The sequence below is a fragment of the Streptomyces sp. NPDC007808 genome (genome assembly GCF_042868655.1).
In the GTDB taxonomy this organism is placed as follows: domain Bacteria; phylum Actinomycetota; class Actinomycetes; order Streptomycetales; family Streptomycetaceae; genus Streptomyces.
The window spans coordinates 312,722-333,385 of the sequence record NZ_JBIAEQ010000009.1 but is presented as its reverse complement, the minus strand read 5'-3'; the positions used below and the strand labels follow the sequence as shown (position 1 = coordinate 333,385).

The following is a 20,664-nucleotide window of genomic DNA, read 5'->3' as shown; positions in this document are numbered from 1 at the left end:
GTTTCCACAATCCGGTGGTTGTCCACAGGCCGGACCGATTGTCAGTGGCGGCTTGCATCATGAATGCATGACCGAGATCGAGCAGTTGCTGACGCGGGTGGCGGACAAGGCTCGCAACACCCGCCCGTGGGGCTGGACTTCCCTTCCCGAGCCTGTGGACGCGGCCGCCGTGGCCCGCGCCGAGGCCGCCCTCGGCTTCCGCCTGCCCCCGCTGCTCGCCGACCTCTACCTGCGTATAGGAGACGGCGGGTTCGGCCCGGAGTACGGCCTGTTGCCGCTGCTCGACAGCCCTCCGGCCGGCGAGCCCGCCGCCGTCACCCAGTACCTCGCCAACCGGGAGAGCGCCCGCCAGGACCCCGACTGGCCCTGGCCCGAGGGCGTCCTGCCGATATCCCACTGGGGCTGCGCGATGTACGCCTGCGTGGACTGCCGAAGCCCTCACACCACCGTCCTGCTCTTCGAGCCGAACGCCGATGACGCCGACGAGGCCTGGTACGTCGACGCCCCGAGCCTCGAAGGCTGGCTGCGTGCCTGGGTCGACGGCACCGGCTGGTACGAGGAGGCGAGCGAGGGCATGGAGATGGCTCCTTGGACCGACCTCCGCATACGGACGGCACCGATACAGGCTTCCTGACGAGCCGCGAACCCACAGCCCAGCCGGCAGACAGGCCGCGAACTGCACCGGTGGCGCAAGGCGGACGCCCCCTGGCGACCCCGCACCCCGCACCCCCCATCCGGACACGCACCGACTCGCGCCACCGACTCGCGGCCACCGACGACGGTCTACCGCCCCCGTGCGCCCGCCCGCCTCGCCACCCACCGTCGTACGCCGTACACGCCCACACCCGCAGCCAGCACCGCCGCACCGGTCACGACGGCGGCCTCCGGCAACGAGAACGCCAGCACCAGACAACCGAGAAGCCCCAGCGCCGGCACGAACCGTGCGCGCGGCGCAGCGTCGAGAGTCCAGGCCGACGCGTTGGCGACCGCGTAGTACGCCAGCACCCCGAAGGAGGAGAACCCGATCGCACCGCGCACGTCCACCGTGGCGGCCAGGACCGCGACCACCGCACCCACGGCGAGCTCGGCCCGGTGCGGCACCTGGAAGCGCGGATGCACGGCTGCCAGGGCGTGCGGCAGATGCCGGTCGCGGGACATGGCCAGCGTGGTCCTTGAGACGCCGAGGATCAGGGCGAGCAGGGAGCCCAGCGCCGCGACGGCCGCGCCCACCCGAACCACGGGCGACAACCCCGGTACCCCGGCCGCCCGCACGGCGTCGGCCAGCGGCGCGCCGGCGTGCCCGAGGCCCTCCGCGCCCAGCACCGAAAGGACAGCCACCGCCACACACGTGTACACCACCAGGGCGATGCCCAGGGCCAGCGGAATCGCCCGCGGGATGGTCCGCGCGGGGTCCCGTACCTCCTCGCCGAGGGTCGCGATCCGGGCGTAGCCGGCGAAGGCGAAGAACAGCAGCCCTGCCGCCTGCAGCACCCCGCCCACGCCGCCCGAGGCCCCGACGTCCAGGCGTCCGGCGTCGGACTCCCCGGACCCCAGACACACGACGACGACACAGGCGAGGACAGCCAGGACGACGGCCACGATCGCCCGCGTCAGCCAGGCGGACTTCTGGACTCCGCCGTAGTTCACGGCGGTCAGTGCCACCAGGGCCGCGACCGCCACCGCGTGTGCCTGCTCCGGCCACAGGTACGCGCCCACGGTGAGTGCCATCGCCGCGCAGGAGGCCGTCTTGCCGACGACGAACGACCAGCCCGCGAGATACCCCCAGAACTCCCCGAGCCGCTCGCGCCCGTAGACGTAGGTGCCGCCCGAGGCCGGGTACAGGGCGGCAAGCCGTGCCGACGACGTGGCGTTGCAGTACGCGACCATCGCCGCGACGGCGAGCCCGAGCAGGAGACCGGATCCGGCCGCACGCGCGGCAGGGGCAAGGGCGGCGAAGACACCGGCCCCGACCATCGAGCCGAGCCCGATGACCACAGCGTCGCCCAGGCCCAGGGAGCGCCGCAGCTCAGGGGAGGAGTGGGACTGAACCATGGCCCGAACCCTACTGATCGCCGCAACCGCCGTGTTCCGTCGCGACGTCCTGTTCATCAACAGATCACGAACAACTCGCGCCCGAAATCACAGTGCCGGGAGAGTGCAGGCACAGCGCGGAAGGGCAGGTTCACGGCATGACGATCATCAGCTGGATCATTCTGGGGCTGCTGGCCGGGGCCATCGCCAAGTTCCTGCTGCCGGGTCGTGACCCCGGCGGTCTCATCGGCACCACGGTCATCGGCGTCGCGGGCGCATTCCTCGGGGGCTGGATCTCGGCCCGCTGGCTGGACCACCCCGTCTCGAAGGACTTCTACGACGGCGCCACCTGGGCCGCCGCGATCGGTGGTTCCCTCGTGCTCCTGATCGCCTACCGCATCCTGTTCGGCCACTCACGCGACTGAGCGAGGCGGACAGGCCCCGAACCGCGGCCGACGGACGAGAAGGGTGGGCACCGGCACGGTGCCCACCCTTCCTCGTACGCTGCCGCAGCCGCATGCGAGGCGCGACTGAACCGCGCGCCGGATCCGGCACCGGCTCAGCGGTTCACCGGTAGTTCACGAACTGCAGCGCGAAGTCGAAGTCCTTGCCCTTCAGCAGGGCGATCACAGCCTGGAGGTCGTCCCGGCTCTTGGAGCTGACACGCAGCTCATCGCCCTGCACCTGGGCCTTCACGCCCTTCGGGCCCTCGTCGCGAATGATCTTCGCCACCTTCTTCGCGTTCTCCTGGGAGATGCCCTCCTCGATCGACGCGAAGATCTTGTACTCCTTGCCCGAGAGCTGGGGCTCGCCCGCGTCCAGGGCCTTCAGAGAGATCCCGCGCTTGATCAGCTTGGACTGGAAGACGTCGAGGACAGCCTTGACCCGGTCCTCGGAGTTCGCCTCCATCAGGATCTTGTCACCGGACCACGAGATCGAGGCACCCACGCCCTTGAAGTCGTAGCGCTGCGAGATCTCCTTGGCGGCCTGGTTGAGGGCGTTGTCGACCTCCTGCCGCTCGACCTTCGAGACGATGTCGAAACTGGAGTCGGCCATGTCCTGTGGCTCCTTGTATCGGGGTGCGTGTGAGGTGCGTTTCGGCGGGCGTGGGGGTGGCCGCCGAGCCCGGGGCAGACCCGGACCGCATCCGGACAAGCCTAGCCACCCGTCGTCCCGCGGGAGGCGATCAATCGGGTGGCGAAGCACCCCTGTCCATCGGGTATTGTTTACGTCGTTGCCAGGGAGCACCGCCGAAAAGTGGTGCGAAGGGCAGCAAACCCGGCGGTGTGCCCGAGCGGCCAAAGGGAGCAGACTGTAAATCTGCCGGCTCAGCCTTCCCAGGTTCGAATCCTGGCGCCGCCACACTGGGGAAACGGTCCCTGACCAGCGCAAGCGGTCAGGGACCGTTCCTGCATCTGCATCCCGCGATTCGCCGTCATTCCCTGTCGCTCCCCGTCTGATCTGGCACGCGAGTGGCACGCCGCAAGCGAATGACACGGCGCTGGGCGGGCCGACAAGGGCAAGCGAACAAGAAGGTCTGGCGTGAGCGTGGGGGACAGCTTCATGGCTGCGGACTGGCTTGAGGGCCGAGGGTTCAACCTCGTCACGATCATCATTGCGCTTCTCGCCCTGATTGCTGGCGTGGTGGGCGTTCTCTACGCTCGGCGAGCGCTCTTCCCGGCGAATCGGGCTATCTCGTACAGGATGGATATCTCCAGGCTCTTGGCCGGTGACGCGCATGCCCTGCCGGGAGCTCTCACGGTCAACTACAACGGAGAAGATCTACGGGATCCGCATGTCGTCAAGCTTCGGTTGCGGAGTACAGGGCGTCATGCCGTAGCGAGTGAGCACTATGACCAGGGGAGACCGATCAAGTTTGACCTGGGTCGCCCTGTCGTGCTGCTCGACAGTCCGACGGGTAGCGCATTCCAGGTGAGCGGCAGCCAAGTCAAGTACGGCCCCGAGTTGATGCCTGCCGGGCACTCTGTGACGATCTCTCTGATCGCTCAGGGCAAGCCCCGACTTACTGTGGATCACTACTTCATTGACACCAAAGTGATCAATGAGAGTCCGGAGCCAGCAGCGTCTACCTCGGAACGATCGGGAGTACTACCAGCAATCCTTGGCGCTCTCGCGGCTCTCACGTCACTGGTTGCGATGATCGTCGATGCGCTGGCCAGATAGGTCGGTGGAGCGACTTTGGCCGGGAGCTGCTTTGGCGCGAGTGATCATGGCCCCGTAAGCTTCCGGCGCGTCGGGCAGTCTGTTGACCTGCCCGTTAAAGCACGACGTTGGGGCCATGATCTTCGAGGCTCGCGCCAAAGTGGCTGGCTAAAGTCGTGGAGCCGACCGCCCCAGCCCCCACGATCCCGCCCACCACGGCCCGCATGATCCAACGAAGCCCAAGCCGTCGCGCACCTGCTTTTGGAGCACTAAGCGTCCTTTGGGTCCATGGCGGCACCGTGCGTCCGAGCCCGTGGGCAATGCCGTCTTCCCCCAGGGCTCGGCGTGGCGGTGTGGGCCGGGGAGGGGAATCAGAATCGGTCCGGTGCATCGGCCCTCGGCGGGATCGGAGCGTGAAGCGGGATCATCCCGGGGCAACGTGTGGCGCGGGGCCGGGGCCGGGGCGGCGCGGGCCGAAGGCATGAGCGCAGCCCCGAGCCCCGAGCCCGCGCCGGCCCCGTGGGGGCCGGTGGGTGTGATCTACGCAGCGACGGCCGGAAGCCGGAAGGGCCAGCGCGACCGGATGCCGAAGGTCTTCGCATTCCACTGTCAGTGGCCGGGGGCACACTGATCCCATGGCCATGCGTCGCAGAAGCTGTCCCGAGTGCCGTCGCGAGATCGCGGTCGTCGCCGGCCGGTTCGCCAGGCACGACCCGCCCGGCGCTCGGGAGACCGGCGAGCTCGTCTCGTGTCCGGGATCTCGCCGCCAGGCTCAACTGGGCGCCGCGCAGCCCGCGTTGGACGGATACACCGTGCCGGACTTCCCCGGCCAGCTCCCACTCTTCTGAAGGCGCTACCACTCTTCTGAAGGCTCTACCGATCTTCTGCTTGCCCTACCGAGCCTCGTTCGGCCGGCGCCCCCTGCCCCGCGGCGAACCCCGCGACGTACAACGTCAGTTTCCCGCCACCGACTTCACCGCCACCGAGACCGGAGCGGAGCCGCTGACCAGTTCGAGCGTCAGGCCCGCCGTCGCCGGGGTGTCGAGCAACTCCGCCAGCACGGCGGCCACGTCGTCGCGTGGGATCGGGCCGCGGCCGGTGTGGGCCTCCAGGCGCACCAGGCCCGTTCCGGCGTCGTTCGTCAGCATGCCGGGGCGCAGGATCGTCCAGTCCAGGGCGTCGAGGCCGCGAACGTAGGCGTCGGCCTCACCCTTGGCGCGCTGGTAGACGTCGAAGACCTCGTCCCCCTCGTGCTTCGGGTCGGCACCCATCGACGACACCACCACGAAGCGGCGTACGCCCGCCCGGACCGCCGCGTCCGCGAACAGGACCGCAGCCCCCCGGTCCACCGTGTCCTTGCGGGTCGACCCGCTGCCCGGGCCCGCGCCGGCCGCGAAGACCGCCGCGTCCGCTCCTCGCATACACTCCGCGACCTCCTCGACGGAGGCCGACTCCAGGTCCAGCAGCACGGGTTCGGCACCGGCCTCCCGCAGGTCGTCGCCCTGTTCGGCCTTGCGGATGATCCCCGCGACCTCGTCCCCGCGCCCGGCGAGCAGCCTCTCCAGCCGCAGCGCGATCTGACCATGACCACCAGCGATGACAATGCGCATGTCTCCGACCGTACGCCCGGACGGCCGCATCCGCCGCACGAGTTCAGCCAGGCCCCATGCGCGCCACACCGGTGGGCCACGGGGTGGCCGCCCACCCTCAGGACAACTCTCCCCGCCCCTGCCGCGGCAACCCCAACTCCACCGCCGCAGCCGAGTTGCAGTACTCCCGCACCGCGCTCGTCCGCGCCACCACGCGCCCCCGGTGCACCACGATGCGGCTGTACGCCAGCGAGAGCGCCCCCGCAAGCCGGTCCCCGCGCACCGCCAGCAACTCCGCGGGGAAGCCCGCCTCCACCCGTACCTCGGGCAGGCCCAGCACCGCACGCGCCGACGCGCTCACGGCGTCGTACGAGTCCTCCGGGCGCAGCCCGTGGCGGGAGGACAGCAGGTAGGCGGCCTCCAGCGGGTCGCCGCGCCCCACGGGGTTGGACACGTCCCTCAGAGCGCCGCTTCCGGCCGCGACGCGTACCCCGGCGGAGCGCAGCAGTCGTACGGGTGCCGTGCCGCGCCGTTCCACGCCCCCGCAGCCGCCCTGCGGCAGGCAGACCACCGTCACCCCGGCCGCCGCGAGTTGGTCCGCGGTGCGGGAGGCCACCTGGGTCGGCAACCGCCCCAGGCCGCCGCAGGGGCCGAGCGTCACGCCGGGGCGCAGCCCGCCGGCCATCGCGGCGAGGCGGGCCAGGCGTGCCGGGTCGGCGGCGTCGGTGTGCAGGTCGACGGGGCAGCCGTGCTCCGAGGCGACTTCCAGGACCGCTTCCACGTACCCCGTGGGATCCGGGTCGAGGTCCGGGCAGCCGCCGACCACCGACGCACCCATCTTCACCGCGTCCCGCAGCATCGCGAGCCCTTCGGCGCCGGCCACGCCGGTCAGCAGCCGGGGCACCGCGACCGTCGTCAGCTCGGTGAGCCCGCGCAGTGAACGCCGGGCCTGAAGCACGGCGGTCAGCGCGCCCAGACCCTGGACGTCGCCCACGCGTACATGCGCCCGCAGCGCGGTCGCACCGTGCCCGAGTTGGAGCAGGGCCGCCTCGGTGGCCCGGCGCTGGACGTCCTGGGCGTCGTAGGAGACCGGTCCGCCCACGTCGGCGGAGAGCGCGGTGTCGGCGTGGGCGTGCGCCTCGGCAGGCGCCGGCAGCAGCAGATAGCCGCCGAGGTCCACACGTGCGCCGCACGCGCGCGTGCCGTCCCCCGTCAGGCTCCCGGCCGTGCCGACCGCCTCGATGCGCCCGCCGCCCAGCCGTACGTCCACGGTCCGGCCGTCGGTGAGGCGGGCCCCGCACAGCAGCAGCCCGGCCGGGTCGGCCGGTCCGGACGGGCCCGACGAGGACGAGGAGTGGGGCGGTTGGGGCTGGCTGTCGGGCATCGCGTTCCAGAGGCTCGGGGCGGCGCGGCGGGGCTGCGGGGACGGCGCCGGGGAACTGCGCCGGGCACGCAAGATCACGCAGAGTGAGACGAGCCTAGGGTGGGGACACGGTGCCGGCGCGCAGGAGCGCAATAGTCGTACCGGTGTGGTCCGCCGAACGGCAGCCGCTGCCCGGCCACCGCTGTGGCCTGTGAGGCGTCGGTGCGGTCATCCGATCGGACCTCCGGACGGTGCCGCGAAACGGATTTGGGTGAACGGCGGCCGAGCGTGTAATGTCTTCATCGCTCGCCCCAATAGCTCAGTCGGCAGAGCGTCTCCATGGTAAGGAGAAGGTCAACGGTTCGATTCCGTTTTGGGGCTCTGGTGTGAGAGGTTCCCGCCGCAAGGCGGGTCCCGATCGCATCACAGCGGTGTAGCTCAGTCGGTAGAGCAAGCGGCTCATAATCGCTGTGTCACCGGTTCAAGTCCGGTCACCGCTACTGACAGTAGCCGATTGCGGGGTCGGTCCTTCGATCGGCTACTCTTGCTTGCGTTAATCAGTCTATCCGTTCGTCAAGGAGCACTCACGTGGCTGCCACCGACGTCCGCCCGAAGATCACGCTGGCCTGCGTGGAGTGCAAGGAGCGGAACTACATCACCAAGAAGAACCGGCGTAACAACCCGGACCGTCTTGAGATGAAGAAGCACTGCCCGCGTTGCAACGCGCACACCGCGCACCGCGAGACGCGATAAATCAGGCTCGTACACGAGGCCGTCCCCACAGTCTGGGGGCGGCCTCGCGTCGTTTCCGCCCTGGTTACCGGTCGGTTCCGGCCCGTCGCGGATGAAAACGGCCGGATGTGATCGCCCTGACGTATGGGCGGGACGGATCGGCCGTGCGCACAGCAGGTCAACCACAGCAGACATCAGGAGGTGCCGAGCCATGGCGCTCGACCAGTCCTTCGTGGGGCGGAGCTACCCGCCCACCGACCCTTATGAGGTGGGTCGGGAAAAGATCCGTGAGTTCGCGGAGGCGGTGGGGGACACCAACCCGGCGTTCACGGACCCGGAGGCCGCCAAGGCGCTCGGCCATTCCGATGTGATCGCCCCGCCGACCTTCGTGTTCGCGATCACCTTCAAGGCAGCGGGACAGGTCGTCCAGGACCCGCAACTCGGCCTGGACTACAGCCGTGTGGTGCACGGTGACCAGAAGTTCGCCTACACCCGCCCGGTGCGCGCCGGTGACCGGCTGACCGTCACCTCGACCATCGAGGCGATCAAGACCATGGCGGGCAACGAGATTCTGGACATCCGTGGCGAGGTCCACGACGAGGCGGGTGAGCACGTGGTGACCGCCTGGACGAAGCTGGTGGCTCGCCCGGCCGACTCCGCGGAAGGGGAGGCCTGACCGATGACGACGAAGATCGCGTACGGCGACGTCGAGGTGGGCACCGAGCTGCCCACCCGGACCTTCCCCGTGACCCGCGCCACGCTCGTCCAGTACGCGGGGGCCTCCGGTGACTTCAACCCGATCCACTGGAACGAGAAGTTCGCCAAGGAGGTCGGGCTGCCCGACGTCATCGCGCACGGCATGTTCACCATGGCCGAGGCGATCCGTGTGGTGACCGACTGGACCGGTGACCCGGGAGCGGTCGTGGAGTACGGCGTCCGCTTCACCAAGCCCGTCGTCGTCCCGAACGACGACCAGGGCGCCACGATCGAGGTCAGCGGCAAGGTCGCGGCCCTGCTCGACGACAACAAGGTCCGTGTGGACCTGACCGTGAAGAGCGCCGGCCAGAAGGTGCTCGGGATGTCGCGGGCGGTCGTACGACTGGCGTGAACAGCGCGCGCGTGCCGGGCGGTGAGGGGCGTTCTCCATGGTGGGGCGCCCCTTACGCGTGGGTGCCGACCTGCGCCCGGTTCTGCCTTGACGTAGTTAGTGATTGAGTACTAACTTAATCTCCATGGTCAGGATGAGCGCAGAAGAGAGGCGCGAGAGCGTCATTCGTGCGGCGATGGCCGAGTTCGCGCGTGGGGGTTACCACGGCACTTCGACCGAGGCGATCGCCAAGCGTGTCGGCGTCTCGCAGCCGTACCTCTTCCGGCTTTTCCCGGGCAAGAAGGCGATCTTTCTCGCGGCGGCGGAGCGCTGTGTCGAGGACACCACCCGGATGTTCGCCGAGGCCTCCGAGGGACTGGAGGGCGAAGAGGCCCTGCAGGCCATGGGGGAGGCGTACCGGAAGGTCGTCTCGGAGCAGCCCGAGCGGCTGATGATGCAGATGCAGATGTACCTCGCCGTGGCGGCCGCCGACGAGGAGGGCGACCACGACTTCGGCGAGTCCGTGCGAGTCGGCTGGATGCGGCTGTGGGACACCGTTCACCTGCCGCTGGGAGCCGACGTCGACAAGACGACGACCTTCATGGCCTACGGCATGCTCATCAACTGCCTGGTGGCCATGGGCTTTCCTTCCGAGCACCGGGTCTGGGCCGGGATGGAGCCGCCGGAGCACCGCGAGGGGCGGTCGTAGGGGTGGGGGCCTGAGGGTTGCCCGCGTCTCATCACGCCCTTGGAAGTTAGTGACTGATAACTATCTAAGTCGGGACCGTCAGTAATCCGTAACGCGTCACCCCTGGGGGAGCGATGTCACACCAGACCGAACGCCAGACCGACCACCAGCCGCCAACCGCCCGCCTGGCCGGAGCCGGCTGGGCCCTCGTGCTCACCAGCGTCGCCGGGTTCATGGCGTCGCTCGACAACCTGGTCGTCACCACCGCGCTGCCCTCCATCCGCGAGGACCTGGGCGGAGGGCTGCACGATCTGGAGTGGACGGTCAGCGCCTACACCCTCACCTTCGCCGTCCTGCTGATGTTCGGCGCGGCGCTCGGCGACCGCTTCGGCCGTCGCCGGCTCTTCCTCGCCGGCATCTCAATCTTCACCGGCGCGTCCGCCGCCGCGGCCCTCGCGCCGGGCATCGACTCGCTGATCGCCGCCCGCGCGGTCCAGGGCGCCGGCGCGGCCGTCATGATGCCGTTGACGCTGACCCTGCTGACAGCGGCCGTGCCCGCCGCCAAGCGGGGGATGGCGTACGGCATCTGGGGTGCCGTCAACGGGCTCGCGATCGCGTCCGGGCCGCTCATCGGCGGCAGCCTCACCGAGCACATCTCCTGGCAGTGGATCTTCTGGCTGAACGTTCCGCTCGGCCTCGCCCTGCTGCCGCTCGCCCGTCTGCGCCTCGCCGAGTCCTACGGCACCGGTGCCCCGCTCGACATCCCCGGCACCCTGCTCGCCAGCGGCGGCCTGTTCGGGATCGTGTACGGCCTCGTGCGTGGACCCGCCGATGGCTGGACCGGCCCCATGGTCCTGACCGGCCTGTTCGCCGGAGGGGCGCTGCTCGTCGGGTTCGTTCTCTACAGCGTCCGCGCCAAGAACCCGATGCTGCCGATGCGCCTGTTCCGCTCGCGTGCGTTCGCCGGGATCAACGCGGCGAGCATGCTGATGTTTCTCGGCATGTTCGGCTCGATCTTCCTGCTCAGCCAGTACATGCAGGGCGTACTCGGCTACACGCCCACCGAGGCGGGGCTGCGGATGCTGCCGTGGACCGGCATGCCGATGCTCGTCGCGCCGATCGCCGGCATCCTCTCCGACCGCACAGGGGGCCGTCCCGTCGTCGCGACCGGCCTGTTCCTCCAGGCGGCCGGCCTCGCCTACATGGCCTCCGTCGCGACCGTCGACGCCTCCTACGCCGCCCAGCTGCCCGCCCTGATCGTCAGCGGTGTCGGCATGGCCCTGTTCTTCGCCCCGGCCTCGGCCCTGGTGATGTCCAGCGTCCGGGCCTCGGAGCAGGGCATCGCCTCCGGCGCCAACAACGCGCTGCGCGAGGTCGGCGGGGCGCTCGGTATCGCCGTCATGGCGTCCATCTTCTCCGCGCAGGGCGGCTACGAGACCGGACAGACCTTCGTCGACGGTCTGCGGCCCGCCCTGGTGACCGGCGCCGCCGTGGTGGCCGTCGCCGGAGTCGCGGCCCTGCTGATCCCGGGCAGGCGGCGCGCCGACGTGACCGTGGGCCCGGTCGAGCAGACACCGCGACCGGCGCTGGAGACGGCCTCGCACTGACCACCCCACCTTCGGACCACAAGGAGCAGTCATGCCCACACTTCCCTGGACCGTTGCGAACCCCGCGCCGCCCGCCACCGAGGTGTACGTCTTCGCCTCCCGCTTCGAGACGCGCACGCTGTGGGGAGCGCTCCTCTTCTTCGCCCGCACGCCGGGCGTGTGGCGGCAGGTGAGCCGGGCGCCCGGAGCGTACGGGGCATCGCTGAAGGCGGAGCCGTTCAAACGCACCTTCTGGACGCTGTCGGCCTGGGAGTCGCCCGCGGCGCTCAAGGAGTTCGCCCGCTCGGGCGCCCACGCGCCCGCGGCGCAGGGCTTGTCCGCGCAGATGCGGGACGCGAAGTTCGCCACCTGGCAGGCGTCGAGCGACGACCTCCCGGTCGACTGGCCTCAGGTGTTCCGGCGCCTGGCGTGAGAGGCACGCGCGCGTGGTGCGCGCATCGGCCCCGGCGCCCTGTACGGGTGCCGGGGCTGTCAGTGCCGTCTCGTAGTCTTGAGCCCGTGCAGGAACTCCACGACGCCCCCCTCGCCCCCCTCACCACCTTCCGGCTGGGCGGCCCCGCCACCCGGCTGGTCACCGCCACCACCGACGCCGAGGTGATCGACGTCGTGCGCGAGGCGGACGCCAGTGGGACCCCGCTGCTGCTGATCGGCGGCGGATCCAACCTGGTCATCGGGGACAAGGGCTTCGCCGGCACCGCGCTGGTGATCGCCACCGAGGGCTTCGAGCTGGACGGCACCGACCTCGAACTGGCCGCCGGCGAGGTGTGGACCGATGCCGTCGCCCGCACCGTGGAGGCCGGGCTCGCCGGTATCGAGTGCCTCGCCGGAATCCCTGGTTCCGCGGGCGCCACGCCGATCCAGAACGTCGGGGCTTACGGCCAGGAGGTCTCCTCGACGATCACCGAGGTGATCGCGTACGACCGTGAGGCGGGCGAGACCGTCGTCCTGCCGAACGCCGAGTGCGCCTTCTCCTACCGCCACAGCCGCTTCAAGGCCGACCCCGAGCGCTACGTCGTCCTGCGCGTCCGCTTCCGGCTGGAGGACGCCGCCGGGCTCTCCGCCCTCATCAAGTACGCCGAGACCGCCCGCGCCCTCGGCGTCGAGCCCGGCGACCGCGTGCCGCTGGCCGCCGCGCGCGAGACCGTGCTGAAGCTGCGTACCGGCAAGGGCATGGTCCTGGACCCCGAGGACCACGACACCTGGTCGGCCGGATCGTTCTTCACCAACCCGATCCTGACCGACGAGCAGTTCGCGGTGTTCCGCGCGCGCGTGCGTGAGCGTCTCGGCGACGGCGTGGAGCCGCCCGCGTACCCGGCGGGGGAGGGGCACACCAAGACCTCCGCGGCCTGGCTCATCGACAAGGCGGGCTTCAGCAAGGGGTACGGCACCGGCCCCGCCCGCATCTCCACCAAGCACACCCTGGCCCTCACCAACCGCGGCGATGCGACCACCGAGGACCTTCTCGCGCTCGCCCGCGAGGTCGTCGCGGGGGTCCGCGACGCCTTCGGAATCACCCTGGTCAACGAGCCGGTGACGGTCGGTGTGAGCCTGTGAGAGCCGTCGCCTCGCGTCGGGATCCCTCTCAGTAGGCCACCCCCACCCCCTGCTTCACGGTGGCCGGGTCGCCGACCGCGCCCAGCATGGCGTGCGCCACATCGGCACGCGCCAAGAACCGGCCCCCGCGCGGGAAACCGCCCACCACCCTCCGGTACCTGCCGGTGAGCGGCTTGTCCTGCAGGCGCGGTGGCCGTACGACCGTCCAGTCCGTGGCACTGCGGACGAGCTCCGCCTCCATCTCCCGCAGGTCGACGTAGACGTCCTTCAGGACCGCCGAGACGATGCCCCGCACGGTGCGGTCGAGGAAACCGTCGCCCTCGGGCTCGGGGCCGACCGGGGCCGCGCTCACCACGACGAGGCGCCGCACCCCCTCGGCCTCCAGCGCGCCCAGCACCGTACGCGTCAGCCGTGCCGCCACCCCGGCGTCCTTGCGGCTGCGGGCGCCGAGCCCGGACAGCACGGCATCCCTCCCCGCGACCGCGGGGCGCAGGGCCCCCGGGTCGCTCAGGTCGGCACGGAACACCTCCAGCCGCTCGCCGGCCAGGGTGAACCGCGCCGGGTCCCGCACCACCGCCGTGACCTGATGCCCCGCGTCCAGAGCCTGTCGGACGATCTCCTGACCGGTGCCGCCGGTGGCGCCGAAGACGGTGAGTTTCATGGGAGCTCCCGTGGTCGTGCTCGTCGGAACAGAGGTGGGTGAGTATTCACTCACCTCTGATGGTTCTAGAGTGGGTAAGTACTCACCCACCCGTCAAGAGCGAGCGGACCTGCCATGGAGAACCGACCCACCCGAGTCCGACTGCTCGATGCCGCCCACGACCTGATGCTCACGCTCGGGCTGGCGCGCACCACGACGAAGGAGATCGCTCGGGCGGCCGGCTGCTCCGAGGCGGCGCTCTACAAGCACTTCGACAGCAAGGAGGACCTGTTCGTCCGGGTGCTCTCGGAACGACTGCCGCCGCTCGCCCCGCTGCTCAGCAGCCTCGCGGCCGAGCCGGGCCGGCGTTCCCTGGAGGAGAACCTCACCGAGATCGCCCACCAGGCCTGCCTGTTCTACGAGCAGAGCTTCCCGATCGCCGCCTCCCTGTACGCCGAGCCCCAGCTCAAACGACGGCACGACGAGGCGATGCGGGAGCACGGGACGGGCCCGCACATTCCCATCGAGGGGCTGGACGCCTACCTGCGCGCCGAGCAGGCCCTCGGCCGCGTCCGTCCAGGCGCCGACACCTTCGCGGGCGCGTCGCTGCTCCTCGGCGCCTGCGCCCAGCGCGCCTTCGCCTACGAGGCGGCGCAGGAGCGGCCCGACGCGGCCGGGTTCGCCGCTCGGCTGGCACGGACGCTGGTCGCCGGGCTCGCCGCGTGACGCGCTAGGCGGCGAGCCAGTCGTCCACCCCGGCCAACAGCTTCCTTCGGACCTCCTCCGGCGCCGCGGAGCCCCGCACCGACTGCCGAGCCAGTTCCGCCAGCTCCGCGTCCGTGAAGGAGTGATGCCGGCGGGCGATGTCGTACTGGGCGGCGAGACGGGAGCCGAAGAGCAGAGGGTCGTCGGCGCCGAGGGCCATCGGGACGCCGGCGTCGTACAGGGTCCGCAGCGGGACGTCCTCCGGCTTCTCGTAGACGCCGAGGGCGACGTTCGAGGCGGGACAGACCTCGCAGGTCACACCCCTGTCGGCGAGGCGCTTGAGCAGTCGCGGGTCCTCCGCCGCCCGTACGCCGTGGCCGAGCCGGTCGGCGTGCAGGTCGTCCAGGCAGTCACGCACCGAGGAGGGGCCGGTCAGTTCGCCGCCGTGCGGCGCCGACAGCAGTCCACCCTCACGGGCGATGTGGAAGGCACGGTCGAAGTCCCGTGCCATGCCCCGGCGCTCGTCGTTCGACAACCCGAAACCGACCACGCCCCGGTCGGCGTAGCGCACCGCGAGCCGTGCCAGCGTGCGGGCGTCCAGCGGGTGCTTCATCCGGTTCGCGGCGACCAGGACGCGCATCCCGAGGCCGGTGTCGCGCGACGCCGTCTCCACCGCGTCCAGAATGATCTCCAGCGCCGGGATCAGGCCGCCCAGGCGGGGCGCGTACGACGTCGGATCCACCTGGATCTCCAGCCAGCCGGAGCCGTCCCGGATGTCCTCCTCCGCGGCCTCCCTGACCAGCCGCTGGATGTCCTCCGGCCGCCTGATGCACGAGCGCGCCGCGTCGTACAGGCGCTGGAAGCGGAACCAGCCCCGCTCGTCCGTCGCGCGCAGCTTCGGAGGCTCCCCACCGGTCAGGGCGTCGGTCAGCGCCTCGGGCAGGCGCACCCCGTACCTGTCGGCCAGTTCCAGCAGGGTCGTCGGCCGCATCGAGCCGGTGAAATGCAGGTGCAGATGGGCTTTCGGCAGCTCAGAGACATCACGTACGCGCTCCATTCCAGGATCCTGCCGCACGTGTCCGCCGTCCCGGTAGCGGTTTCCCCATTCGTGGTCTTGCTCGCACAAACAAACGGGGCACATACCAGATCTGGTATGTGCCCCGGGCCGATACGGAACCGTCAGTCCCGCGCCTCGGCCAGCAGCTTCTGGATCCGGCTCACACCCTCGACGAGGTCCTCGTCACCGAGGGCGTACGACAGCCGCAGGTAGCCCGGCGTGCCGAACGCCTCACCCGGGACCACCGCGACCTCGGCCTCCTCCAGGATCAGCTCCGCCAGCTCGACGCTGCTCTGCGGGCGCTTGCCGCGGATCTCCTTGCCCAGCAGGGCCTTCACCGACGGGTACGCGTAGAAGGCGCCCTCGGGCTCCGGGCAGACCACGCCGTCGATCTCGTTGAGCATCCGGACGATCGTCTTGCGGCGGCGGTCGAAGGCCTCCCGCATCTTCGCCACCGCGTCCAGATCACCGGAGACGGCGGCGATCGCGGCCACCTGCGCCACGTTCGAGACGTTCGACGTCGCGTGCGACTGGAGGTTGGTCGCGGCCTTCACCACGTCCTTCGGGCCGATGACCCAGCCCACCCGCCAGCCGGTCATGGCGTACGTCTTGGCCACGCCGTTGACGACGATGCACTTGTCCCGCAGCTCGGGGAACAGGGCCGGCAGGGAGACCGCGGCGGCCTCGCCGTAGACCAGGTGCTCGTAGATCTCGTCGGTCAGCACCCACAGGCCGTGCTCGACGGCCCAGCGGCCGATGGCCTCGGTCTCGGCCTCGGTGTAGACCGCGCCGGTCGGGTTCGAGGGGGAGACGAACAGGACGACCTTCGTCTTCTCCGTACGGGCCGCCTCCAGCTGCTCCACCGAGACGCGGTAGCCGGTCGTCTCGTCGGCGACGACCTCGACCGGGACACCGCCCGCGAGGCGGATCGACTCCGGATACGTCGTCCAGTACGGGGCCGGGACGATGACCTCGTCGCCCGGGTCGAGGATCGCGGCGAAGGCCTCGTAGATGGCCTGCTTGCCGCCGTTGGTGACCAGGATCTGCGAGACGTCGGGCTCGTAGCCGGAGTCACGCAGCGTCTTCGCGGCGATCGCGGACTTCAGCTCGGGCAGACCACCGGCCGGGGTGTAGCGGTGGTACTTCGGGTTCTTGCAGGCCTCGACGGCGGCCTCGACGATGTAGTCCGGGGTCGGGAAGTCGGGCTCACCGGCGCCGAAGCCGATCACGGGACGCCCGGCGGCCTTGAGGGCCTTCGCCTTGGCGTCCACGGCGAGGGTGGCGGACTCGGAGATCGCGCCGATTCGGGCGGAGACCCGGCGCTCGGAGGGAGGGATTGCAGCGCTCATGGGGCCCATGGTTTCAGACCGGAAACGCGCCCGGCACGGGGGTTTCACAGACTGAACATCAGCTGAACATCCGTCCGGATCCTGGCCGCGGCCTGCGCGATCTTGCCCCGCCCTTGCCTCGCCGCCGGCCCGATCACCAGGCGATCTTCCGTCGGCCAAGCCCTCAGCGGGCACTTTCTGTTCGACGAGGCGCTCGCGACCACGTACACTCTCACCTCGTTGGCCTTCAGCAGCCCGCAGCCACACGGTGCACAGCGAGCACCCGGTTGGATGCGGTACGTTGGGGGACACACCAAAGGGTCGTAGCTCAATTGGTAGAGCACCGGTCTCCAAAACCGGCGGTTGGGGGTTCAAGTCCCTCCGGCCCTGCTACACACACCTTCGCCAGGATGTGTGCGCATGTACGTACAGCAATGCACCGCCGTGCGGCTCAGACCGGGCGCGGCACGGCCACGACCCGGAATCAGGTGAGGACGAGTGACGGACGCCGTGGGCTCCATCGACATGCCTGATGCCCAGGACGAGGCGCCGGAGTCCAAGAAGAAGACCCGCAAGGGCGGCAAGCGCGCCAAGAAGGGCCCGCTGAAGCGACTCGCGCTCTTCTACCGCCAGATCGTCGCGGAACTTCGCAAGGTCGTCTGGCCGACGCGCAACCAGCTGATGACGTACACCACTGTGGTGATCATCTTCGTCGTCATCATGATCGGCCTGGTGACCGTGATTGACTATGGGCTCGACAACGCCGCCAAGTACGTCTTTGGCTGAGCCAAGAGCGAAGGGCGCCGTGGTTACCGGCGCCCCTTTCGCATGTTCCACCCCTATGTATCCAGGAAGAAGCAGCCACCGTGTCTGACCAGAACGTGAACGACGCCATCGAGCCACACGGGCAGGGTGTCGAGTCCGTGGAAGACGAGCTCGACATCGTCGAAGGCGCGGACGAGGACCTGGACGAGGTCGAGGCTGCCGACGCCGAGGCGGGCGAGCCTGCCGAGGAAGCCGCGCTGCACGTGGAGGACGAGCCCGAGGACGAGTCCTCGCAGGACGAGGCCGAAGCCGTCGAGCCCGCCGAAGCCGCCGAGGAGGAGGCCGAGCCGGTCGACCCCGTCGCGGCGCTCCGCGAGGAGCTGCGCACCCTCCCCGGCGAGTGGTACGTCATCCACACCTACGCCGGCTACGAGAACCGCGTGAAGACCAACCTGGAGCAGCGCGCCGTCTCGCTGAACGTCGAGGACTACATCTTCCAGGCCGAGGTGCCGCAGGAAGAGGTCGTCCAGATCAAGAACGGCGACCGCAAGACGATCAAGCAGAACAAGCTGCCGGGTTACGTCCTGGTCCGCATGGACCTGACGAACGAGTCCTGGGGTGTCGTCCGCAACACCCCCGGCGTCACCGGCTTCGTGGGCAACGCCTACGACCCGTACCCGCTGACCCTGGACGAGATCGTCAAGATGCTCGCCCCGGAGGCCGAGGAGAAGGCCGCCCGCGAGGCCGCCGAGGCCGAGGGCAAGCCCGCACCGCAGCGCAAGGTCGAGGTCCAGGTGCTGGACTTCGAGGTCGGCGACTCGGTCACCGTCACCGACGGCCCGTTCGCGACGCTGCAGGCGACCATCAACGAGATCAACGCCGACTCGAAGAAGGTCAAGGGTCTCGTCGAGATCTTCGGTCGGGAGACCCCGGTCGAGCTGAGCTTCGACCAGATCCAGAAGAACTAGCTTCTTCAGCAGAAGAGCCTCCGAACAGGTCAGACCGGCTGTCACAGCTTGTCTGACCTGCTCGGTTTTTGGCCGCGCATCTATACCCGTTATCGTTGTGCGGTATGCCTGCATCCAGAGGAGCCATCTGGGCGCAGGTAGGACCCGAAGAGAGGAACCGGAGAGCTATGCCTCCCAAGAAGAAGAAGGTCACGGGGCTCATCAAGCTCCAGATCCAGGCCGGTGCCGCCAACCCGGCCCCGCCGGTCGGCCCCGCGCTGGGTCAGCACGGCGTCAACATCATGGAGTTCTGCAAGGCCTACAACGCCGCGACCGAGTCGCAGCGCGGTTGGGTCATCCCGGTGGAGATCACGGTCTACGAGGACCGTTCCTTCACCTTCGTGACCAAGACGCCGCCGGCCGCCAAGATGATCCTCAAGGCCGCGGGCGTGGAGAAGGGCTCCGGCGAGCCGCACAAGACCAAGGTCGCCAAGATCACCGAGGCGCAGGTCCGCGAGATCGCCACCACCAAGATGCCCGACCTCAACGCCAACGACCTGGACGCCGCCGCGAAGATCATCGCCGGCACCGCCCGTTCCATGGGCGTCACGGTCGAGGGCTGACCCCAACCTCCCCAAGCAGTCAGTGGCAGGGCCTGCTCGGCCCGGACCACAACTCCTAAGAAAACCCAGGAGCAGTAGTGAGCAAGCGCAGCAAGACTCTCCGCGCTGCGGACGCCAAGGTCGACCGGGAGAAGCTCTACGCCCCGCTCGAGGCCGTCCGTCTCGCCAAGGAGACGTCCGCGACCAAGTTCGACGGCACCGTCGAGGTCGCCTTCCGTCTGGGTGTCGACCCGCGTAAGGCCGACCAGATGGTCCGTGGCACCGTGAACCTTCCGCACGGCACCGGCAAGACCGCCCGGGTCCTGGTCTTCGCGACCGGTGACCGTGCTGCGGCCGCGGAGGCCGCGGGCGCCGACATCGTCGGCTCCGACGAACTGATCGACGAGGTCTCGAAGGGCCGCCTGGACTTCGACGCCGTCGTCGCCACCCCGGACCTCATGGGCAAGGTCGGCCGCCTCGGCCGGGTGCTCGGTCCGCGTGGTCTGATGCCGAACCCGAAGACCGGCACCGTCACCCCTGACGTGGCCAAGGCCGTCACCGACATCAAGGGCGGCAAGATCGAGTTCCGCGTCGACAAGCACTCGAACCTGCACTTCATCATCGGCAAGGTGTCGTTCGACGACAGCAAGCTGGTGGAGAACTACGGCGCCGCGCTGGAGGAGATCCTCCGTCTCAAGCCGTCCGCCGCCAAGGGTCGCTACATCAAGAAGGCCGCCATCACCACCACGATGGGCCCCGGCATTCCGGTCGACCCGAACCGCACCCGCAACCTCCTCGTCGAGGAGGACCCGGCCGCGGTCTGAGCCACCGGCTCACCAGGCTCGTAGGCGGGCCCCGCACCCTTTCCCGGGTGCGGGGCCCGTTGTCGTCCTCCGGCCCGTTCGTCAGTGCCCTGGGTTAACGTGCATTCACGGGATTCACACAGGGGGGACGAATGACGAGCATGAGGGCGCGCCGGTCGGCGCTCTGGATCGCGCTGACCACCGCGCTGACGGCTCTCGCCGCCTGCACGTCCTCCGACCGCCCTGCCGAGGAGAGCCGCGCCGCTCCCGCCGCCGCCGTGACAGCCGCCCTGCGCACCGTCGAGCGCTCCACCGACCGCGCCGAGTCGGCCCGCGTCAGGTCCACCACCACCATGGGCTCGTCGCTGTCCATGAAGGCCGACGGCGCCCTCGCCTGGAGCGACGGCCTCACCGGCACCCTGAAGATCACATACACCGGCGGCACGACGGCCGAGACGATGCGCCGGCTGGGCACCACGTCGATGGAGGCCCGCTATCTCCCCGACGCCTACTACGCGCGCCTGGGCGAGACGTTCGCCGAGAAGGCCGACGGCAGGCACTGGATCAGGTACGTCTACGACGACCTGAAGAATCTCGCGGGGAGTGCCGGAGCGGACCTGGCGAACCAGATGCGCGGCAACGCGCCCCACACGGCGGTGAAGCTGCTGCTGTCCTCCGCGGACGTACGCAAGGTCGGTGAGGAGACGGTGCGGGGCGTGCGCGCCACGCGGTACTCCGGCACCGTGCAGGGGGAGGGCTCCGGGACACAGACCGTGGAGATATGGGTCGACGACCGGAACCTGCTGGTCAAGAAGGTCGAGAAGGGGCGGACGGCCACGGGAGGGCTGACCCAGACCGCCTACTACGCCGACTACGGGGTGAAGGCCACGGCCGAGAAGCCTCCGGCGGGGGACACCGCGGACTTCAAGGAGTTGCTGAAGATACGCGGAGGGCTCGACGGCACCCGGTGAGCCCGCGGGGCAGCGCTCAATTCATGGGACGG

At 69.8% G+C, this 20,664-nt stretch carries 24 protein-coding genes and 4 tRNA genes; 21 read left to right on the top strand and 7 right to left on the bottom strand.

Annotated elements, in window-relative coordinates:
• Positions 1-67 precede the first annotated feature (67 nt).
• Positions 68-634, top strand: coding sequence for an SMI1/KNR4 family protein (locus tag ACFYNL_RS32525; protein WP_388809733.1), 567 nt, complete (start codon positions 68-70; stop codon positions 632-634).
• A gap of 149 nt (positions 635-783) precedes the next feature.
• On the opposite strand, the gene ACFYNL_RS32520 is transcribed toward ACFYNL_RS32525, so the two are convergent.
• The gene (locus ACFYNL_RS32520; RefSeq protein WP_388809730.1) at positions 784-2,052 is read right to left on the bottom strand and encodes an APC family permease; all 1,269 of its coding nucleotides are present in this window, start codon (positions 2,050-2,052) and stop codon (positions 784-786) included.
• Between the two features lie 137 nt (positions 2,053-2,189).
• Here ACFYNL_RS32520 and ACFYNL_RS32515 point away from each other — a divergent pair, with 137 nt between their 5' ends.
• On the top strand, positions 2,190-2,456 hold the full coding sequence (locus ACFYNL_RS32515) for a GlsB/YeaQ/YmgE family stress response membrane protein (RefSeq protein ID WP_388809727.1): 267 nt from the start codon (positions 2,190-2,192) through the stop codon (positions 2,454-2,456).
• A gap of 142 nt (positions 2,457-2,598) precedes the next feature.
• Here the strand turns inward: ACFYNL_RS32515 and ACFYNL_RS32510 are convergent, their stop codons facing one another.
• Positions 2,599-3,087 (bottom strand): YajQ family cyclic di-GMP-binding protein, encoded by a 489-nt coding sequence (locus ACFYNL_RS32510; RefSeq protein WP_019756392.1) that lies wholly within the window; start codon positions 3,085-3,087, stop codon positions 2,599-2,601.
• A 224-nt stretch (positions 3,088-3,311) separates the two neighbouring features.
• On the opposite strand from ACFYNL_RS32510, the gene ACFYNL_RS32505 reads away from it, so the two are divergent.
• From ACFYNL_RS32505 to ACFYNL_RS32495, 3 genes are all read left to right on the top strand, one after another.
• Positions 3,312-3,393, top strand: a tRNA-Tyr gene (locus ACFYNL_RS32505).
• 180 nt (positions 3,394-3,573) lie between these two features.
• Positions 3,574-4,215, top strand: a complete 642-nt coding sequence (locus tag ACFYNL_RS32500; protein WP_388809725.1) for a hypothetical protein — start codon at positions 3,574-3,576, stop codon at positions 4,213-4,215.
• Positions 4,216-4,829: 614 nt separating this feature from the next.
• On the top strand, positions 4,830-5,042 hold the full coding sequence (locus ACFYNL_RS32495) for a hypothetical protein (protein WP_388809723.1): 213 nt from the start codon (positions 4,830-4,832) through the stop codon (positions 5,040-5,042).
• A 105-nt stretch (positions 5,043-5,147) separates the two neighbouring features.
• Here the strand turns inward: ACFYNL_RS32495 and ACFYNL_RS32490 are convergent, their stop codons facing one another.
• Both ACFYNL_RS32490 and ACFYNL_RS32485 read right to left on the bottom strand, forming a co-directional pair.
• Complete coding sequence (locus ACFYNL_RS32490) at positions 5,148-5,804, bottom strand: SDR family oxidoreductase (protein WP_388809720.1); 657 nt, start codon at positions 5,802-5,804, stop codon at positions 5,148-5,150.
• Between the two features lie 97 nt (positions 5,805-5,901).
• Positions 5,902-7,167, bottom strand: coding sequence for an amidohydrolase family protein (locus ACFYNL_RS32485; RefSeq protein WP_388809717.1), 1,266 nt, complete (start codon positions 7,165-7,167; stop codon positions 5,902-5,904).
• A 287-nt stretch (positions 7,168-7,454) separates the two neighbouring features.
• On the opposite strand from ACFYNL_RS32485, the gene ACFYNL_RS32480 reads away from it, so the two are divergent.
• The 9 genes from ACFYNL_RS32480 (at position 7,455) to ACFYNL_RS32440 (ending at position 12,814) form a co-directional block, all read left to right on the top strand.
• Positions 7,455-7,527 (top strand) — tRNA-Thr (locus tag ACFYNL_RS32480).
• 46 nt (positions 7,528-7,573) lie between these two features.
• A tRNA-Met gene (locus ACFYNL_RS32475) sits at positions 7,574-7,646 on the top strand.
• A gap of 88 nt (positions 7,647-7,734) precedes the next feature.
• Positions 7,735-7,899, top strand: a complete 165-nt coding sequence (gene rpmG / locus ACFYNL_RS32470) for a 50S ribosomal protein L33 (RefSeq protein ID WP_003948671.1) — start codon at positions 7,735-7,737, stop codon at positions 7,897-7,899.
• A gap of 190 nt (positions 7,900-8,089) precedes the next feature.
• Positions 8,090-8,554: a MaoC family dehydratase N-terminal domain-containing protein gene (locus tag ACFYNL_RS32465; protein WP_388809713.1), complete on the top strand. Its 465-nt coding sequence runs from the start codon at positions 8,090-8,092 to the stop codon at positions 8,552-8,554.
• 3 nt (positions 8,555-8,557) lie between these two features.
• Positions 8,558-8,986 (top strand): MaoC/PaaZ C-terminal domain-containing protein, encoded by a 429-nt coding sequence (locus ACFYNL_RS32460; RefSeq protein WP_019758604.1) that lies wholly within the window; start codon positions 8,558-8,560, stop codon positions 8,984-8,986.
• Positions 8,987-9,110: 124 nt separating this feature from the next.
• Positions 9,111-9,674 carry a TetR/AcrR family transcriptional regulator gene (locus ACFYNL_RS32455; RefSeq protein ID WP_388809710.1) on the top strand — a complete coding sequence of 188 codons (564 nt, stop codon included), beginning with the start codon at positions 9,111-9,113 and terminating at the stop codon, positions 9,672-9,674.
• A gap of 113 nt (positions 9,675-9,787) precedes the next feature.
• Positions 9,788-11,260 (top strand): MFS transporter, encoded by a 1,473-nt coding sequence (locus ACFYNL_RS32450; protein WP_388809708.1) that lies wholly within the window; start codon positions 9,788-9,790, stop codon positions 11,258-11,260.
• A gap of 31 nt (positions 11,261-11,291) precedes the next feature.
• On the top strand, positions 11,292-11,672 hold the full coding sequence (locus ACFYNL_RS32445) for a DUF3291 domain-containing protein (RefSeq protein WP_388809705.1): 381 nt from the start codon (positions 11,292-11,294) through the stop codon (positions 11,670-11,672).
• Positions 11,673-11,758: 86 nt separating this feature from the next.
• Positions 11,759-12,814, top strand: a complete 1,056-nt coding sequence (locus ACFYNL_RS32440; RefSeq protein WP_388809703.1) for a UDP-N-acetylmuramate dehydrogenase — start codon at positions 11,759-11,761, stop codon at positions 12,812-12,814.
• Between the two features lie 28 nt (positions 12,815-12,842).
• On the opposite strand, the gene ACFYNL_RS32435 is transcribed toward ACFYNL_RS32440, so the two are convergent.
• Entirely contained in the window at positions 12,843-13,475 is a 633-nt protein-coding gene (locus tag ACFYNL_RS32435) for an NAD(P)-dependent oxidoreductase (protein WP_388809700.1), read from the bottom strand.
• A 114-nt stretch (positions 13,476-13,589) separates the two neighbouring features.
• Here ACFYNL_RS32435 and ACFYNL_RS32430 point away from each other — a divergent pair, with 114 nt between their 5' ends.
• A complete protein-coding gene (locus ACFYNL_RS32430) occupies positions 13,590-14,180 on the top strand; it encodes a TetR/AcrR family transcriptional regulator (RefSeq protein WP_388809698.1) in 591 nt (196 codons plus the stop codon).
• Positions 14,181-14,184: 4 nt separating this feature from the next.
• Here ACFYNL_RS32430 and ACFYNL_RS32425 read toward each other — a convergent pair whose 3' ends face one another.
• Both ACFYNL_RS32425 and ACFYNL_RS32420 read right to left on the bottom strand, forming a co-directional pair.
• On the bottom strand, positions 14,185-15,216 hold the full coding sequence (locus tag ACFYNL_RS32425) for an adenosine deaminase (protein ID WP_388809696.1): 1,032 nt from the start codon (positions 15,214-15,216) through the stop codon (positions 14,185-14,187).
• A gap of 122 nt (positions 15,217-15,338) precedes the next feature.
• The gene (locus tag ACFYNL_RS32420) at positions 15,339-16,565 is read right to left on the bottom strand and encodes a pyridoxal phosphate-dependent aminotransferase (RefSeq protein WP_388809693.1); all 1,227 of its coding nucleotides are present in this window, start codon (positions 16,563-16,565) and stop codon (positions 15,339-15,341) included.
• Positions 16,566-16,861: 296 nt separating this feature from the next.
• On the opposite strand from ACFYNL_RS32420, the gene ACFYNL_RS32415 reads away from it, so the two are divergent.
• The 6 genes from ACFYNL_RS32415 to ACFYNL_RS32390 all read left to right on the top strand — a co-directional run bounded on the left by ACFYNL_RS32415 (position 16,862) and on the right by ACFYNL_RS32390 (position 20,632).
• Positions 16,862-16,934, top strand: a tRNA-Trp gene (locus ACFYNL_RS32415).
• Positions 16,935-17,042: 108 nt separating this feature from the next.
• Positions 17,043-17,330 carry a preprotein translocase subunit SecE gene (gene secE / locus ACFYNL_RS32410; RefSeq protein ID WP_019756556.1) on the top strand — a complete coding sequence of 96 codons (288 nt, stop codon included), beginning with the start codon at positions 17,043-17,045 and terminating at the stop codon, positions 17,328-17,330.
• An 80-nt stretch (positions 17,331-17,410) separates the two neighbouring features.
• A complete protein-coding gene (gene nusG, locus ACFYNL_RS32405; RefSeq protein WP_388809690.1) occupies positions 17,411-18,277 on the top strand; it encodes a transcription termination/antitermination protein NusG in 867 nt (288 codons plus the stop codon).
• A gap of 167 nt (positions 18,278-18,444) precedes the next feature.
• Positions 18,445-18,879: a 50S ribosomal protein L11 gene (gene rplK / locus ACFYNL_RS32400; RefSeq protein ID WP_046419431.1), complete on the top strand. Its 435-nt coding sequence runs from the start codon at positions 18,445-18,447 to the stop codon at positions 18,877-18,879.
• Between the two features lie 77 nt (positions 18,880-18,956).
• The gene (rplA, locus tag ACFYNL_RS32395) at positions 18,957-19,682 is read left to right on the top strand and encodes a 50S ribosomal protein L1 (protein ID WP_388809687.1); all 726 of its coding nucleotides are present in this window, start codon (positions 18,957-18,959) and stop codon (positions 19,680-19,682) included.
• Positions 19,683-19,813: 131 nt separating this feature from the next.
• Positions 19,814-20,632 (top strand): hypothetical protein, encoded by an 819-nt coding sequence (locus tag ACFYNL_RS32390; protein WP_388809684.1) that lies wholly within the window; start codon positions 19,814-19,816, stop codon positions 20,630-20,632.
• Positions 20,633-20,664: the final 32 nt, after the last annotated feature.